Annotated in this window: 14 protein-coding genes; 7 read left to right on the top strand and 7 right to left on the bottom strand. The window is 60.8% G+C overall.

Annotation, left to right across the window (positions count from 1 at the left end):
* The first annotated feature begins 195 nt into the window (after positions 1-195).
* The 5 genes from ATI14_RS12620 to rlmF all read left to right on the top strand — a co-directional run bounded on the left by ATI14_RS12620 (position 196) and on the right by rlmF (position 6,847).
* The gene (locus ATI14_RS12620) at positions 196-1,686 is read left to right on the top strand and encodes a leucyl aminopeptidase (RefSeq protein ID WP_016973469.1); all 1,491 of its coding nucleotides are present in this window, start codon (positions 196-198) and stop codon (positions 1,684-1,686) included.
* Positions 1,687-1,737: 51 nt separating this feature from the next.
* On the top strand, positions 1,738-2,166 hold the full coding sequence (locus ATI14_RS12615; protein ID WP_080520466.1) for a DNA polymerase III subunit chi: 429 nt from the start codon (positions 1,738-1,740) through the stop codon (positions 2,164-2,166).
* A gap of 7 nt (positions 2,167-2,173) precedes the next feature.
* Positions 2,174-2,563, top strand: a complete 390-nt coding sequence (locus tag ATI14_RS12610) for a DNA polymerase III subunit chi (RefSeq protein ID WP_031320286.1) — start codon at positions 2,174-2,176, stop codon at positions 2,561-2,563.
* 212 nt (positions 2,564-2,775) lie between these two features.
* Positions 2,776-5,622 carry a valine--tRNA ligase gene (locus ATI14_RS12605; protein WP_016973465.1) on the top strand — a complete coding sequence of 949 codons (2,847 nt, stop codon included), beginning with the start codon at positions 2,776-2,778 and terminating at the stop codon, positions 5,620-5,622.
* Positions 5,623-5,827: 205 nt separating this feature from the next.
* Positions 5,828-6,847, top strand: a complete 1,020-nt coding sequence (gene rlmF / locus ATI14_RS12595) for a 23S rRNA (adenine(1618)-N(6))-methyltransferase RlmF (RefSeq protein ID WP_016973464.1) — start codon at positions 5,828-5,830, stop codon at positions 6,845-6,847.
* 189 nt (positions 6,848-7,036) lie between these two features.
* Here rlmF and ATI14_RS12590 read toward each other — a convergent pair whose 3' ends face one another.
* Complete coding sequence (locus ATI14_RS12590; protein WP_003188840.1) at positions 7,037-7,318, bottom strand: HU family DNA-binding protein; 282 nt, start codon at positions 7,316-7,318, stop codon at positions 7,037-7,039.
* Between the two features lie 396 nt (positions 7,319-7,714).
* Between ATI14_RS12590 and yejK the strand changes: the two genes are divergently transcribed.
* Both yejK and ATI14_RS12580 read left to right on the top strand, forming a co-directional pair.
* Positions 7,715-8,719 (top strand): nucleoid-associated protein YejK, encoded by a 1,005-nt coding sequence (yejK, locus tag ATI14_RS12585; RefSeq protein ID WP_003171997.1) that lies wholly within the window; start codon positions 7,715-7,717, stop codon positions 8,717-8,719.
* A complete protein-coding gene (locus ATI14_RS12580) occupies positions 8,719-9,069 on the top strand; it encodes a glutaredoxin family protein (protein WP_016974614.1) in 351 nt (116 codons plus the stop codon). The genes yejK and ATI14_RS12580 overlap by 1 nt, the downstream gene beginning before the upstream one ends.
* A gap of 146 nt (positions 9,070-9,215) precedes the next feature.
* Here the strand turns inward: ATI14_RS12580 and ATI14_RS12575 are convergent, their stop codons facing one another.
* The 6 genes from ATI14_RS12575 to ATI14_RS12550 all read right to left on the bottom strand — a co-directional run bounded on the left by ATI14_RS12575 (position 9,216) and on the right by ATI14_RS12550 (position 15,406).
* A complete protein-coding gene (locus ATI14_RS12575; protein ID WP_080519887.1) occupies positions 9,216-11,456 on the bottom strand; it encodes a TonB-dependent receptor in 2,241 nt (746 codons plus the stop codon).
* Positions 11,457-11,645: 189 nt separating this feature from the next.
* Positions 11,646-12,623, bottom strand: a complete 978-nt coding sequence (locus ATI14_RS12570) for a FecR family protein (protein WP_016974612.1) — start codon at positions 12,621-12,623, stop codon at positions 11,646-11,648.
* Positions 12,620-13,198 carry an RNA polymerase sigma factor gene (locus ATI14_RS12565; protein ID WP_016974611.1) on the bottom strand — a complete coding sequence of 193 codons (579 nt, stop codon included), beginning with the start codon at positions 13,196-13,198 and terminating at the stop codon, positions 12,620-12,622. The genes ATI14_RS12570 and ATI14_RS12565 overlap by 4 nt, the downstream gene beginning before the upstream one ends.
* Before the next feature lie 7 nt (positions 13,199-13,205).
* Positions 13,206-13,532, bottom strand: a complete 327-nt coding sequence (locus ATI14_RS12560) for a DUF3325 domain-containing protein (protein WP_016974610.1) — start codon at positions 13,530-13,532, stop codon at positions 13,206-13,208.
* The gene (locus tag ATI14_RS12555; RefSeq protein WP_016974609.1) at positions 13,533-15,107 is read right to left on the bottom strand and encodes a PepSY-associated TM helix domain-containing protein; all 1,575 of its coding nucleotides are present in this window, start codon (positions 15,105-15,107) and stop codon (positions 13,533-13,535) included.
* Positions 15,104-15,406, bottom strand: a complete 303-nt coding sequence (locus ATI14_RS12550; RefSeq protein WP_026083051.1) for a DUF3649 domain-containing protein — start codon at positions 15,404-15,406, stop codon at positions 15,104-15,106. The genes ATI14_RS12555 and ATI14_RS12550 overlap by 4 nt, the downstream gene beginning before the upstream one ends.
* Between the last annotated feature and the right edge of the window lie 148 nt (positions 15,407-15,554).

Here is a 15,554-nt window from a genome sequence, read left to right as displayed (position 1 = left end):
CGCATTATCCTGTGATTGACCGCGCCTGTCACGGAGCTTGCTCATGCGCGTGCACAAAGCGTGCGCCAAGGGTTGTCAGGCTCCTCTGGCGAGGTTCAAACTGCGGCCTTTGTCGCGGGTGGTTTACAAAGCTGCCCAGCATCAAAGCCTGCGTACAGACGCCAGGCTCACAGACCTTAAATAAGGGACCCGAAAATGGAATTGGTTGTAAAAAGCGTTAGCCCCGAAACGTTGAAAACCGCCACCCTCGTGGTCGCTGTCGGCGAAGGCCGCAAGCTCGGCGTCGCCGCCAGGCAACTGGATGAACTGAGCGGTGGCGCCCTCAGCGCCGTGCTCAAACGCGGCGACCTGGCCGGTAAAGTCGGCCAAAGCCTGCTGCTGCAAAGCCTGCCGAACCTCAAAGCCGACCGCGTATTGCTGGTGGGCGTGGGCAAGGACGCCGAACTCGGCGACCGCCCGTTCCGCAAGATCATCAGCGGCATCCTCAATACCCTCAAGGGCCTGGGCGGCAGCGATGCGGCACTGGCACTCGACGAAATCGTCGTAAAAGGCCGTGACAGCTACGGCAAGACCCGTCTGCTGGCCGAGAGCCTGGTGGACGGCGGTTATGTTTTCGACCAATTCAAGAGCACCAAGGCCGAACCGCGTGCCTTGAAGAAAATCACCCTGCTGACCATCAAGGCCGCGCAGGCTGAAGTCGAGCGCGCCGTGACCCACGCCACCGCAATCGCCAACGGCATGTCGTTTACCCGCGACCTGGGCAACCTGCCGCCGAACATCTGCCACCCGACATTCCTGGGCGAGCAGGCCAAGGCACTGGGCAAAGAGTTCAAGGGTCTGAAAGTTGAAGTGCTGGACGAGAAGAAGATCAAGGAACTGGGCATGGGCTCGTTCTATGCCGTGGGCCAGGGCAGCGACCAGCCGCCACGCCTGATCGTGATGCAATACAACGGCGGCAAGAAGTCCGAGAAGCCTTACGCCCTGGTCGGCAAAGGCATCACCTTCGACACCGGCGGCATCAGCCTCAAGCCGGGCCTGGGCATGGACGAGATGAAATACGACATGGGCGGCGCCGCCAGCGTGTTCGGCACCCTGCGCGCCGTGCTCGAGTTGAAGCTGCCGATCAACCTGGTGTGCATCCTGGCCTGCGCCGAGAACATGCCGAGCGGCGGTGCAACCCGTCCGGGCGATATCGTCACCACCCTGAGCGGCCAGACCGTTGAAATCCTCAACACCGACGCCGAGGGCCGCCTGGTACTGTGCGATGCACTGACCTACGCCGAGCGCTTCAAACCGCAAGCCGTGATCGACATTGCGACCCTGACCGGTGCCTGCGTGGTGGCCCTGGGCGCCCACACCTCCGGCCTGCTGGGCAATAACGACGAGTTGATCGAGCAACTGCTCAGCGCCGGTAAAGCCGCCGATGACCGCGCCTGGCAACTGCCGCTGTTCGACGAATATCAGGAACAACTGGACAGCCCGTTCGCCGACATCGCCAACATTGGCGGCCCGAAAGCCGGCACGATCACGGCTGCATGCTTCCTCTCGCGCTTCGCCAAGAACTTCAACTGGGCGCACCTGGACATCGCCGGCACGGCCTGGACCAGCGGCGGCAAGGACAAGGGCGCCACTGGCCGTCCGGTTCCCCTGCTGACCCAATACCTGCTGGACCGCGCCAAAGCCTGAAACTGATGACGCCGGGGCGGCTTCATGGCCGCCCTGGTCTCAGGAACCGCAATGACCCAAGTCGACTTCTATATATTGCCCAGCGCCGACCCGCTCGCGCGCCTGGACTTTGCCTGCAAACTCACCGTAAAAGCCTGGCGCATGGGCCACCGCATCTACCTGCATTGCAGCGACGCGGCCCAGCGTGACGAATTGGACGCCCGCCTGTGGCGCTTCAAGGGCGAAAGCTTCGTGCCACACGGCCCGGCTGAAACCGAACCTGAAGGCCTGGTGGTATTGGGCTTGGGCGGCAATTGCGGCGATCACACTGATCTTTTGGTCAACCTGGACCTGAAAGTACCGGCCTTTGCCAAGGCTTTTGCCCGCGTGGCCGAAGTGGTGGTGGAAGATCCGGCTATTCGTCAGGCCGCGCGGGAGAGTTTCCGTTTCTACCGCGAACAGGGCTATCCTCTGCAAGATCACCGGCTACAACGACTCTGAGTACGTGATGGACACTCCCAACCCGCTAAAAAAAGACGACCACCTGCTGGATGACCTTGAGTCGATCCGCCAGTTGCTGGGTGATGACGGCTTGCAACCGCCGCTGCTGACCGAAACGGTCGATGGCGAGGTCCAGATTCCGCTGTTGTTCGACATGGTTGGCGGCAAGCCCGCTGCGCCGGAGCCTGTAACACCCGCCCCCGTTGCAGCAGAACTCGCGCCCGCTCCGGAAAAAACGCCCGACGCGCTGCTGCTGCACCTGGACAATGAACTGCGCGCCGCTGCGCAATTGATCATGCAAGACGTGATCGACGACTTTGCCCCGCATATCGAAGCCGAAATCAAGCGGCGGATGGATGCGCGCATGGAGCGGCTGCTCAGCCAGTATCAATCCTGAACCTTACACATTTCCCCTGTGGGAGCTGGCTTGCCTGCGATAGCGGTGCATCAGTCACTGATGAGTTGACTGACAAATAGCTATCGCAGGCAAGCCAGCTCCCACATTTTCTTTGCACCAACCTTTAGCCCGTCTTCAACTCGCCCTCCTCGCCCTGCCCCGTTATACTTGCCGGCTTTCCTGAATAAATGCCAACTAGGGTCCCGCCGCGCATGGATAAGACCTACCAGCCGCACGCTATCGAAACTTCCTGGTACCAGACCTGGGAATCCGAGAATTATTTCGCCCCGCAAGGCGCGGGCGATTCCTACACCATCATGATTCCGCCACCGAACGTCACTGGCAGCCTGCACATGGGCCATGGCTTCAACAATGCGATCATGGATGCGTTGATCCGTTTCCGCCGCATGCAGGGCCGCAACACCCTGTGGCAACCGGGCACCGACCACGCCGGTATCGCCACCCAGATGCTGGTGGAACGCCAACTGGAAGCCACCGGCCAGAACCGTCACGACCTGGGCCGCGAGAAATTCCTGGAAAAAATCTGGGAATGGAAAGACCAGTCCGGCGGCAACATCAGCCGTCAGATCCGTCGCCTGGGCTCGTCCGTAGACTGGAGCCGCGAACGCTTCACCATGGACGACGGCCTGTCGGAAGCCGTTAAAGAAGCTTTCGTGCGCCTGCACGAAGACGGCCTGATCTACCGCGGCAAGCGCCTGGTCAACTGGGACACCAAGCTGCACACGGCGATTTCCGACCTTGAAGTGGAAAACCACGACGAGAAAGGCTTCCTGTGGAACCTCAAGTACCCGCTGGCCGACGGCGCCAGGACCGCTGAAGGCAACGACTACCTGATCGTTGCCACCACTCGCCCGGAAACCATGCTGGGTGACTCCGCCGTCGCCGTGAACCCGCAAGACGAGCGCTACAAGGCGCTGATCGGCAAGTTCGTCGAACTGCCGCTGGTAGGCCGTCGCATCCCGATCATCGCGGACGACTACTGCGACCCTGAATTCGGCACCGGTTGCGTGAAAATCACCCCGGCCCACGACTTCAACGACTATGAAGTCGGCAAGCGCCACAACCTGCCGCTGCTGAACGTCTTCGACAAAAACGCCGCGGTATTGCCGGCCTGCCAGGTGTTCAACCTGGACGGCACACTGAACGACAGCATTGACGGCAAGATTCCGGCCGAGTTCGCCGGCCTCGACCGTTTCGAAGCGCGCAAGCAAATCGTTGCTGCCTTTGACGCCGCCGGCCTGCTGGTGAGCGTTGACGACCACGCGTTGAAAGTGCCGAAGGGCGACCGTTCCGGCACCGTGATCGAACCGTGGCTGACCGACCAGTGGTACGTGTCCACCAAGCCATTGGCAGAACCGGCTATCGCCGCCGTGGAAGACGGCCGCATCGCGTTCGTGCCAAAACAATACGAAAACATGTACTTCTCGTGGATGCGTGACATCCAGGACTGGTGCATCAGCCGTCAACTGTGGTGGGGCCACCGCATTCCGGCCTGGTACGACGAATCGGGCAAGGTTTATGTAGGCCGTGACGAAGCCGAAGTACGGGCAAAGCACAACCTCGGTGCTGACATTGCGCTGCAACAGGATAACGACGTACTGGACACCTGGTTCAGCTCGGGGCTGTGGACTTTCTCCACCCTGGGCTGGCCGGAACAGACCGACTTCCTCAAGACCTTCCACCCCACCGACGTGCTGGTCACCGGCTTCGACATCATTTTCTTCTGGGTTGCCCGGATGATCATGCTGACCATGCACCTGGTGAAAAACGACGACGGCACCCCCCAGGTACCGTTCAAGACCGTGTACGTGCACGGCCTGGTGCGTGATGGCCAGGGCCAGAAGATGTCCAAGTCCAAGGGCAACGTGCTGGACCCGCTGGACATCATCGACGGCATCGACCTGGAGTCCCTGGTGCAGAAACGCACCTCGGGCATGATGCAGCCGAAACTGGCCAAAAAGATCGAAAAGCAGACCCGCGACGAGTTCGAAGGTGGCATCGCCAGCTACGGCACCGACGCCCTGCGCTTCACCTTCTGCTCGCTGGCGTCCACCGGTCGTGACATCAAGTTCGACATGGGTCGCGTCGAAGGCTATCGCAACTTCTGCAACAAGATCTGGAACGCCGCGCGCTACGTGCTGGACAAAGGCGAAGACTGTGGCCAGAACGGCGAAGAAGTCGAACTGAGCCTGGCCGACCGCTGGATCATTTCGCAACTGCAACGCACCGAAGCCGAAGTGACCCGCCAGCTCGACCAGTTCCGCTTCGACCTGGCCGCGCAAGCCTTGTACGAGTTCATCTGGAACCAGTATTGCGACTGGTACCTGGAACTGTCCAAGCCCGTGCTGTGGGACGAGAACTCGCCGATCGAGCGCCAGCGCGGCACCCGCCGCACCCTGGTGCGCGTGCTGGAAGTTGCCTTGCGCCTCGCGCACCCGTTCATGCCGTTCATCACGGAAGAAATCTGGCAGCGCATCGCGCCGCTGGCCGGTATCGAAGGCAAGACCATCATGCTGCAACCCTGGCCGGTGGCCAACGAAGCACGCATCGATGAGGCCGCCGAAAGCGATATCGAATGGCTCAAAACCCTGATGATGGGCACGCGTAACATCCGCGCCGAGATGAACATCGGGCCGGGCAAGCCATTGGCGGTGTTTGTGAAGAACGCCAGCAGCGAGGACCAGCGTCGTCTCACCGAGAACGATGCATTGCTCAAAAAGCTGGCGAAGCTGGAGTCCATCACCGTACTGGCGGTTGACGCAGAAGCGCCATTGTCCGCGACCGCGCTGGTCGGCGAGATGGAAGTGCTGGTGCCGATGGCCGGCTTGATCGACAAGGGCGCAGAACTGGCCCGCCTCGACAAGGAAATCGGCCGCCTGCAGGGCGAAGTGCAACGCGTGGGCGGCAAGCTGTCCAACGCGGCGTTCGTCGACAAGGCGCCGGCTGAAGTGATCGAGAAAGAACGCGCCAAGCTGGCCGAGGCTGAACAGGCCCTTGGCAAGCTGGCGGAGCAACATGCGCGGATTTCCAGCCTGTAAGGTGTGGGCCGTGTGAAAAAAGAGACCTTCGGGTCTCTTTTTTTATGCCTGTTTGTGGGAGCTGGCTTGCCTGCGATGCAGGCCACTCGGTCCTTCAAGCAGACCGAGGTGATGCCATCGCAGGCAAGCCAGCTCCCACAATTGACCGGGTTGGGCTCAGGATGTGTGACAATGCCCACCACTTTGAGCCAACACCAGAATCAACATGACCGCCCCCAGCACGCCCAAGCCTCCACGCAAGCAGCCTAAAACCGCCGCCACGGCCAAGCCCGTCGCGCCACGCAAAGAGGCCACCCTGCACCCGCGCAACCGTCACACGGGCCGTTACGACTTCCCGGCGCTGATCAAGACCACGCCGGAACTGGCGAAATTCGTGATCATCAACCCCTATGGCAAAGAGAGCATCGACTTTGCCAGCCCGGATGCGGTGCGGGTGTTCAACCGGGCGCTGCTCAAGTCCTTCTACGGCATCCAGCATTGGGATATCCCGGCCGACTACCTGTGCCCGCCAGTACCGGGGCGTGCCGACTACATACACTTCCTCGCCGACCTGCTGGCGAGCAACAACGACGGCAAGGTTCCGCGCGGCTCCATCGTCAAGGTGCTGGATGTGGGCATGGGCGCCAACTGTGTCTATCCGCTGATCGGTTACATGGAGTACCGCTGGAATTTCCTCGGCTCCGAGGTGGACCCGATCGCCGTGGCGGCCGCCAGGGCCATCGTGCAGTCCAATGACCTGAGCAAGGTCATCCAGTTGCGCCAGCAACCCAACCCCAGGCAGATCCTGCTGGGCCTGCTGGAGCCCGGCGAGCGCTTTGACCTCACCATGTGCAACCCGCCGTTCCACGCGTCGATGGAAGAGGCCACCAAGGGCAGCGAGCGTAAATGGCGCGCCTTGGGCAAGGCCGACCCGAAACGCAAGCTGCCGGTGCTGAACTTCGGCGGCCAATCGGCCGAGTTGTGGTGTGAAGGCGGCGAAGCGCGATTTGTGACGCAACTGATCGCCGAGAGTGCGCATTTTGCCCACAAGGTGCTGTGGTTCAGCACATTGGTGTCCAAAGCTTCGAATCTGCCCGCAATCGAGACCGCCCTGAAAAAAGCCGGCGCGCTGGAAAGCCAGGTGGTGGAGATGTCCCAGGGCCAGAAACAGAGCCGTTTTGTGGCCTGGACCTTTCAGACCAAAAACGAGCAGCAAATCTGGCGTCAGCGCTGGGTGCGCGACTGATCTGCAGCGCGCTTTTGTGGCGAGGGAGCTTGCTCCCGCTGGGCTGCGTAGCGGCCCCACGATCCTGGGAGCGCTTCGCACTCCAGCGGGAGCAAGCTCCCTCGCCACATGAAGCTAGCGCCTAAAAAATCGCAGGCAACAAAAAACCGTGCCCGGATCGCTCCGGAGCACGGTTTTTTTTGCTGCGTCTTACTTGTTAACAGCGTCGGTCAGGCCTTTGGCCACAACCAGCTTGATAACTTTCTTGGCAGCGATTTCGATGGCGGCGCCAGTCGAAGGGTTACGGCCAGTACGGGCAGGACGCTCGGTCACTTTCAGTTTGCCAACGCCTGGCAGAGTGATTTCGCCGCCGTTTTCCAGCTGGTCAGCAACCACTTGGCTCAGTTGGTCCAGCAGAGCACGCACGGTAGTTTTCGGTGCGTCTACTGCTTCAGCCAGGTCAGCGATCAGTTGGTCTTTAGTAATAGCCATTGTGGTGTTCCTTCCCTATCAAATTCATATGGATTGCAGAGTGCAGTGTCAGCCGTCGAGCCCGACCGTCATGGCCTGGCACCCCCGGCTATAACCACGGAGATCGGGGTTATAGATGCTTGAAACGGGGATTGGTTCGACCTGACAGATGCTGAATGCACGCTTAACGCCGAGACTTGGCGCAAGACGGGGCAAAACTAGCACAGAGACGGGGAAATATCCGCTTCTACCTAGCCATTTGGTCAGCTTTATCGCTCTAAACCGTGAAAAAAAGGCATATGGGCCGTCGGAGGTCATCCAAAACACCCTTCCAGGCGTGTCTTGCCCAACGGGTGCGGTACACTGGGCGACTTTTCGGGGAGGCCACCTGCTCCCCTTCAACCAGCCGAGAAGCCTATGCCGATCCGTCATTGCATCGTCCACCTGATCGACAAAAAACCCGACGGCACACCTGCAGTTCTCCACGCCCGCGACTCGGAGCTGTCCGAATCCGCCGCCATCGAGAACATGCTTGCCGATCTCAACGAGAGCTATAACGCCAAACAGGGCAAGGCCTGGGGTTTCTTCCATGCCGAATCCGGCGCGCACCCGTTCAGCGGCTGGTTGAAGGAGTATTTCGACGGCGGCCAGGACTTCACCACCTTCAGCCGCACCGCGGTCGAGCATCTGCAAAAGCTGATGGAGGAATCCAACCTCTCCACCGGCGGCCACGTACTGTTCGCCCACTACCAGCAAGGCATGACCGATTACCTGGCCATTGCCCTGTTGCACCACAGTGAAGGCGTGGCGGTCACCGACGAGCTGGACGTGACCCCCTCGCGTCACCTGGACCTCGGCCAACTGCACCTGGCGGCGCGCATCAACGTCTCCGAGTGGCAGAACAACAAGCAGTCCAAGCAGTACATTTCGTTTATCAAAGGCAAGAATGGCAAGAAGGTCTCGGAATATTTCCGCGACTTTATCGGCTGCCAGGAAGGCGTCGACGGCCCGGGCGAAACCCGCACGCTGCTGAAAGCCTTCAGCGACTTCGTGGAAAGCGAAGATTTGCCGGACGAATCGGCCCGCGAAAAAACCAAAACCCTGGTGGACTACGCCAGCAGCCAGGCCAAGCTCGGCGAACCCATGGGCCTGGAAGAACTGTCGGGTTTGATCGATGAAGATCGGCCTAAAGCGTTCTATGACCATATCCGCAACAAGGATTACGGGCTGTCGCCGGAAATTCCTGCCGATAAACGCACCCTCAACCAGTTCCGCCGCTTTACCGGCCGCGCCGAAGGCCTGTCGATCAGCTTTGAAGCCCACCTGCTGGGCGACAAGATCGAGTACGACGAAGCCGCCGGCACCTTGATCATCAAAGGCTTGCCGACCCAACTGACCGACCAGCTCAAGCGCCGTAACTGATGCTGGGCGGGGTGTTCAAGAAAGTCCTGCTGGTGTTGCTGGTGGTGGTGATTTTCCAGAACTGGGGCAAGATCGAGCGGCTGTTCAACCCCTCCCAGGTGGTTTCAGAGCAAGTGCGTATTTCGGCGCGCGTGACGCTCTACTCCACCGAGTGGTGCGGCTACTGCAAGCAGATCCGCCGTTTTCTGGACCAGAAAGGCATTCCGTACCAGGCGTTCGACATCGAGAAGGACGCCCAGGCGCGTAAGGCCTATGAAGCGCTGGGCGGGGGCGGAATTCCGTTTGTGGACGTCAACGGCACCCTGATTCGCGACTACAACCCCGACGCAATCATGGCGGCGTTGAAGTAACCCAAACGCTGTAGGAGCTGACCTTTGTGGGAGCTGGCTTGCCTGCGATGCGGGCACCTCGGTGTTTCAGCTACACCGCGGTGATGCAATCGCAGGCAAGCCAGCTCCCACACAAGCCAGCTCCCACCTTTAGCCCTGGGACAGACCTAGAAGTTGGCCTCCAGCGACACCATCGCCGTGCGCTCTTCACCCACGTTGTAGTACGCCGTACTCGGCGCCAAACCGCCCACCGGCGCCGAGTTGAAGGCTACCGTGCGCGCCGAGCTCAGGTACTGCTTGTCGAACACGTTGAGCATCGAAAACCGCAACGCTGCCGACTTGACCACCTTCTTGTCCACCGGCAGATAAATACCCGCATTCAGGTCAAACACCGTACGCCCGGAGATTTTTTCGTCGTTGGTCAAATCCCCGTAAAAACTGCCGACGTACTTGCCCGCGATGTTGCCGTAGAAGCGCGCATCGTCGTACCCGAACACCAGGTTGAACATGTTTTCCGGCACGTTGGCCAATTGCTTGCCCGAGGTCGGCAACAGCACATTCTTGTTCAACAGGTTGTCCTGCTGTTCAGACTGGGTATAGGTGTAGGAAGCGTAATAGTTGAAGTTGTGCGGCAGCAGGCCGCTCCACTCCAGTTCCAGGCCTTTGTTTTCAACGCTGCCCACGTTGAGCACCATGTAATCGCCGGCAGCGTCAGTGGTCGATACCTGGCGGTCCTTGAAGCTTAGGTAGAACAGCGTCGCACTCAGCGTCATGTCGTCTTCGGTGTAGCGCCAGCCCAGTTCCTGGTTCCAGCTCAACTCCGACTTGAGGCTGACCGAATCCCCCTTGTTGTACAGCACGTAGTTCGGCGGCGTACGCATGTTGCGCGTGACGTTGTAGAACGCCTGGTTGCTCTCGTCCACCTGGTATTTGGCACTGAAGCTCGGCAGGAATTGGTGGTAACGGGTGTTACGTTTTTCCGGCTTGTCGTACAGGCTGCCGAGGTTATTGCCGTCACGCTCGACATACTGGTACGCCACGCCACCGTTGAAACTCAGGTCCGGCGTGGCTTGCCAGGTGTCCTGCACCCAGATTTTCTGTGACGGGGTGACGGTGTAGTAATGGCGGCCCTGAACCGTTGCGCCATTCTTGTCGACCACTTGCCCGCCGCTGTTGTAGTCGCCCCAGACATCGTCGGGAGCACCTTCGCTGTTGATACCGATAAAGGGCTGCGTCTGGCGCTGGCGCGCGCGCTCATACCAGTAGCCGTAATCCAGGCTGTGCGCTTCGTTGATGTCCCATCTCATTTTGGTGGTGACACCCGAGCGCCACGTCTCGGTCCACGACGGGCGGTAGTAGTTGGCCGACTTTAAATTGCTCAGGTCGTAATTACCGGCCTTGTCGGATTTGGGCCCCAGGCTGGAAGCGGTCTGGCCGCTGAAACTGCCGCCATTGGCCCAGTAGTAATAGGGTGTTACCGTCAGCGCCAGGTTGTCCTGCAGGCGCCAGCGCTGGGTCAGTGTGGCGTTGACGCTTTCGAACGGGTTGCGATTGAGCTTGTACGACGCCGACAGCAAACCGGATTTATACACCGGCGTTTCCGAGTAATCCTTGCGCCGCCCTTCGTTCTCGAACTGCGCCTTGCTCAGGCTGTTGTAGTTGTAGTTTTCCTGGTGGTTGTATTTGACGGTGGCCAGCGTGGAGTTGCCGTTGTCGTCTTCAAACAGGCTGCTCCACTCCACCTTGTCGCTGCGCAGCGTGCCCTTGCCGCGCCATTTGTCACCTTCCAGGTGAGAGGCCGACACCCACGTCTTGAGCCCGCCGAAATCGCCGGTATTGGCTCGCACAAAGGTTTTGCGCAGGGCATTGGCCCCGACGGTCTGCTTGGCGAACAACCCCGCCTCTTTCGTCGGCCTGACGGTAATCATGCCGATGTTGCCGCCGCTCGAACCGATGTGCGGGCCGTCCGCTTCGGAAGAGCCTTGGGTGGCAAATACTTCGGCAAGGTTTTCCGGGTCGCCCAGCTGGTTTGAATAGACGCTGTAGTTGCCCGAATCGTTGATCGGCACACCATCGACAGACACCCCAACCTGGTCGGAACTCATGCCACGCATGGTGAAGTTGGTGCCGCTGGTACCACTGGCGTCGTCGCTGGAGACGTTGATACCGGGCGTGTATTTGAGCTTGTCGATGGCATTGGCGGTTGCCGACATTTCGTCCATGGCTTCCTTGGTCACCGTTGACCGCGCCTTGGCACTTTCTTCACGAATCATGTGGCCGTTGCCCAGGGTCTGCTCTCCGGCGATATTCACCGAACCCACGTCTTGCGCTTCGTCCGCCAAAACCAGCGGCGCAAAGCCACCCAGGCCCGATGCTAAAAGCAGGGCATAAAGATTGTTGTAGTTCACGTGTAGATCCCTTACTGACGTTGCTCTGTTGTATGCGGCAGTTGCGTCGGGGCTGATCTGGCAGGCGACGCTTGTCTTCCTGACCAGTTGCTCAGGAATCCGGGGATGATCCACGGCACGTGTAACCGTTTGGTGACAGGTTGGGGTAATTGCGATGAAGGTTCGGTGATGGCGCGCGGGTGTTTGTGTCTAACGCAACACAATCATCCGCCCCAACAGGCTGTGCTGCTCGAAGCCCAATACGGCCTGCAGCGCATTGAGCACCGCCTGCGGGTCTTTGCTGGGGAAGCTGCCGCTCACGCGTTTGGCCGCCATGTCGTCATTCAGCAGCAGGATGCGCCCCGGGTAGTAGCGGCGCAAATCCTGGACCACATCCGCCAGCGGCGCCTTGTAGTAATTCAGCCAGCCGTCACGCCAGGCCAGACGCGACTCGCTGTCGACTGGGTGCAGGGCGTCGGCCACACCTTCGGCGTAGGCCACTTGCTGGCCTGCCGTCAGAATTTGCTGCGGGCCTTGTTTGGAGGGCGTCACGCCTACGCGGCCGGACAGCACCGTCACCTGGGCGCCGGCCGGTTGCAGGCGCACTTCGAACTGCGTACCCAGCACCCGCGCCTCACCACTGCCCGCTTCAACCACAAACGGCTGACCGGTGTGGGTCACGCTGAAAAAGCCTGCGCCACGGCGCAAGCGGATGTGCCGTTCGCCATGGCTGAAATCCACGGCGATGGCGCTGTCGGCATCCAGCGTGACCTGGGATTGATCGGCCAGGGTGACGGTTTTGATCTCGCCCGGCGCCGTCACGTAATCGGCGCCGAAATCATCGACCCAGCGCGACGGCTGCCAACCGGCACCCATCGACACCATCAGCACCAGGCACGCGGCCATGGCCAGGGCGCCGCTCCAGCGCACGGCGCGTGTGCGCCTGGGCGTGGTCATCGCGTTGAGGTAACCCTGCAACACCAGCGCCTCTTCGTCCGCCAGCTTGCGCGCCGGTACTTCACTCATTTCCCACACGACCTGGGCCTGGGCATAGGCCTCGACGTGCGCAGGGTCGGCCCGCAGCCAGCGGCTGAACGTGGCCTGGTCGCGGCTGCTTGGCTGATCATGCAGCAGGCTCAGCCAGTCGAGCGCGGCCTGTTCCTGGGCGGGCGTTGGGGTGACGTTCACGGTGCTTTCCCTGGCGTGCGTGGGGACGATGGGTCGCGAAGGCTGGCCTTGCAGGCTTCGAGGGCACGCATCATATGTTTTTCCACGGCACTTTGGGACAGCCCCATGGCCCTGGCGATTTCAGCGTATTTGCGCCCGTGAATGCGGTTGAGCAGGAAAATCTGCCGCGTGCGCTCCGGCAAGCTGCGCAAGGCTGCCTCGACATGCCGCAAATCATTGCCCGCTTCGAGCGCGGCCTGTGGCTCCGAGCTTTGGTTGTCTGGCTGCTCCGGCAGCCAGCCTTCGTTGCTGCGCACCCGCGCGCCTTCGCTGCGCAAATGGTCGATGGCAATGTTGCCGGCGCAACGCAGCAGGTAAGTGCTGAGTTCTTCGACCTGCACCAACGGCCGACGCCAGAAACGCAGGAACAAGTCCTGCACCAGGTCGGCCGCCGTAGCCCGGCACCCCACGCGACGGCTGACCAGTGCCTCCATCTGCGAACGCTGGGACAAAAACACCTGCAGGAAATGCGCACGCCCACCCGCCGCATCACTGTGCGGGCTGTCCTGGGGTTCCGGTGGGGTGCTGATCATCATGGGAGGCTCAGGCTAAGGCGAACGCCGCAACGGGACTGGCCAGCAGGCCGACGCCCGCCAACATCAACGCCAACCTTGGCCGATACGGCAACAGCAACACCAGCAGCAACGCGCTGAGCATCAACACCGCGCACCACTCCACCAGCCCCTGGCTCCAACCGGAGGCGGCGACGGCCGGCCAGATCGCCAGCGTCAGCAACAGCCAGCCGGCCACGCGCAAACCCAGGCGGCGTCGCGGCGAGGGTTTGCTGTGCAGCAATTCGCCGTGGTGACGGTCGGTGGACAGGCACAACGCAACAAACCCTGAGTAGCACATCAGCAGCGCGAGGAGCATTCAGCGGGCCTCCGGCTTGAGGGCCAAGCCCTGTGCGCGGGCGGCCCTGGCTTGCGGCGCAACGCGATGCTGCATCTTCCAGGCGGCCCAGGTGAGAAACAGGCCGCTGGCACAACACGTCAGGTCGAAACCCGCCATGGTCCAATCGCCCTTGGCAAGCGACACGCCCAAATGTTGCGAGGTGGTCAGCGCATTGAGCAGAGGAATCGTCACAAACAGCAATGCGCCGGCACTCAATTGCTCGACCCAGGCCTGGCGCCCGCGCCGCAACATCGCGTGCAGCAAACTCAAACCCCAGGCAATGAAGAAGGACTCCACTTCCCACGACGAGCGCTCGGCAAAGCTCACCGGCAGCAGGCGGTTGGCCCAGAAGAAGGCAGCAACTGCGATCATCAGCCCGGCCATGCTCGCGATGTTCAGCACCTCCACCAGGCGCAACTCAAACGGCATCACCGAGGTTTTTGCATGCTTGAGCTGGCGCTTGCCGAGCCAGATCACCAGCCCGGTGCCGATCATCGCCGTGCCCGCCAACCCGCAAATGAAGTACAGCCAGCGCAGTACCGGCCCGGCGAAATGCCCCATGTGCAGGCCGTAGAAACTGCCGCCGATTGCGGCGGGCAACGACTGCTCTGCGCTGACCCGCAGCAACTCGCCGGTGTGGCCATTGAAGGAGACGGTACTGCCAAAATCATGCACTACACGGTCGGAACCGGCGCGCACAACATTGACCGAAGCGTTCACATCGCCTGGGTTATTGACCACCAAACGCCCGACGTGCCCACCGCCCCACTGCTCACGCGCTTGCTCGTAGAGCGGTAATAACGGCAGCAACGCGCCCGGCTGACCGAGCGCTGGCGGGTTATTGGTCGTGGGGAACACTTCATTGAAAAAGGCCCGGTTGTCGCCGCCATAAGCCGCAGTGATCGGCGCAGGCATCACCATATTCATGAAGATAACCAGGCTGCTGTAGGTGATCATCAGGTGAAACGGCAGCACCAGCACACCCACCGCGTTATGCCCGTCGAGCCAGGAACGCTGGCCTTTGCGGGGGCGGAAGGTGAAGAAGTCCTTGAAGATTTTTTTGTGGGTGATGATGCCGGTGATCAGCGCGACGAACATCACCATGGCGGCGATGGTCGATAACCAGCGGCCCCACGGGTAGGGCATTTGTAGCTGGAAGTGAAAGCGGTAGAAGAAGTCGCCGCCCATGCTTTCGCGGGTCTGTACGGGTTGGCTTGTGGCAGGGTCGATGATTTTTTCGACGAAATTGCCGCGTTTGCCGGGGTCGATCCTGTCTTGCCACATCACCGACAGGCCGGGTTCGCGGCTGTCCGGCAAGCTGATAAACCAGCGTGCGGCAGTGGGTGCCTGTTGCTGCAAATAGGCCTGGGCGGCGGCAAGACTGCGTGCGTCGTCCAATGGATGGGCCTGCACTTCGGGTTGCATCCAGTGGGTAATTTCATCCTTGAAATAGGACAAGGTGCCCGTCAGGAAAATCGCAAACAGCAGCCAGCCGAAAATCAGGCCGGCCCAGGTGTGCAACCAGGCCATCGCCTGGCGGAAACCCTCTTTCATGTGCGCGCCATCCAGAAACCCACACCCGCCAGGGTCGCGAACACTGCGCTGGGCAGCATCACGCCACACCAGGCGCGCCACGCCGTGCGGCAGGCGAAGCACCAGATGACCGCGAGCAGGTAGAACACAAATGAACTCATCATCCCGGTGATCACCGCGTCGGCACGCGACGTGGGCAGCCACAGCGCCAGGCAGACGGCAGCCAGCGACGCCATCAAATAGCCGCCGACCACAGCCGCCAGCACGCGAGACGTGACGGCGAGGCGGTAAGCGACGGGAAGTGAGGTTGTGCTTTTCATGCGGGAAGCGCCAGATTCATCAGCGCGCAATATTAATGATAAATATTCTCATAAGCAAAAGAGAACGGATGAATCACCTGCCCGCGCGGATTGCCGAAGTGTATCGGGCGCCCTACAATGCGAACAATTCTTGTTCTCTAAAGCATGC

The organism is Pseudomonas tolaasii NCPPB 2192 (assembly GCF_002813445.1).
Lineage (GTDB): Bacteria > Pseudomonadota > Gammaproteobacteria > Pseudomonadales > Pseudomonadaceae > Aquipseudomonas > Aquipseudomonas tolaasii.
This window is presented reverse-complemented; position numbering and strand designations above follow the sequence as displayed.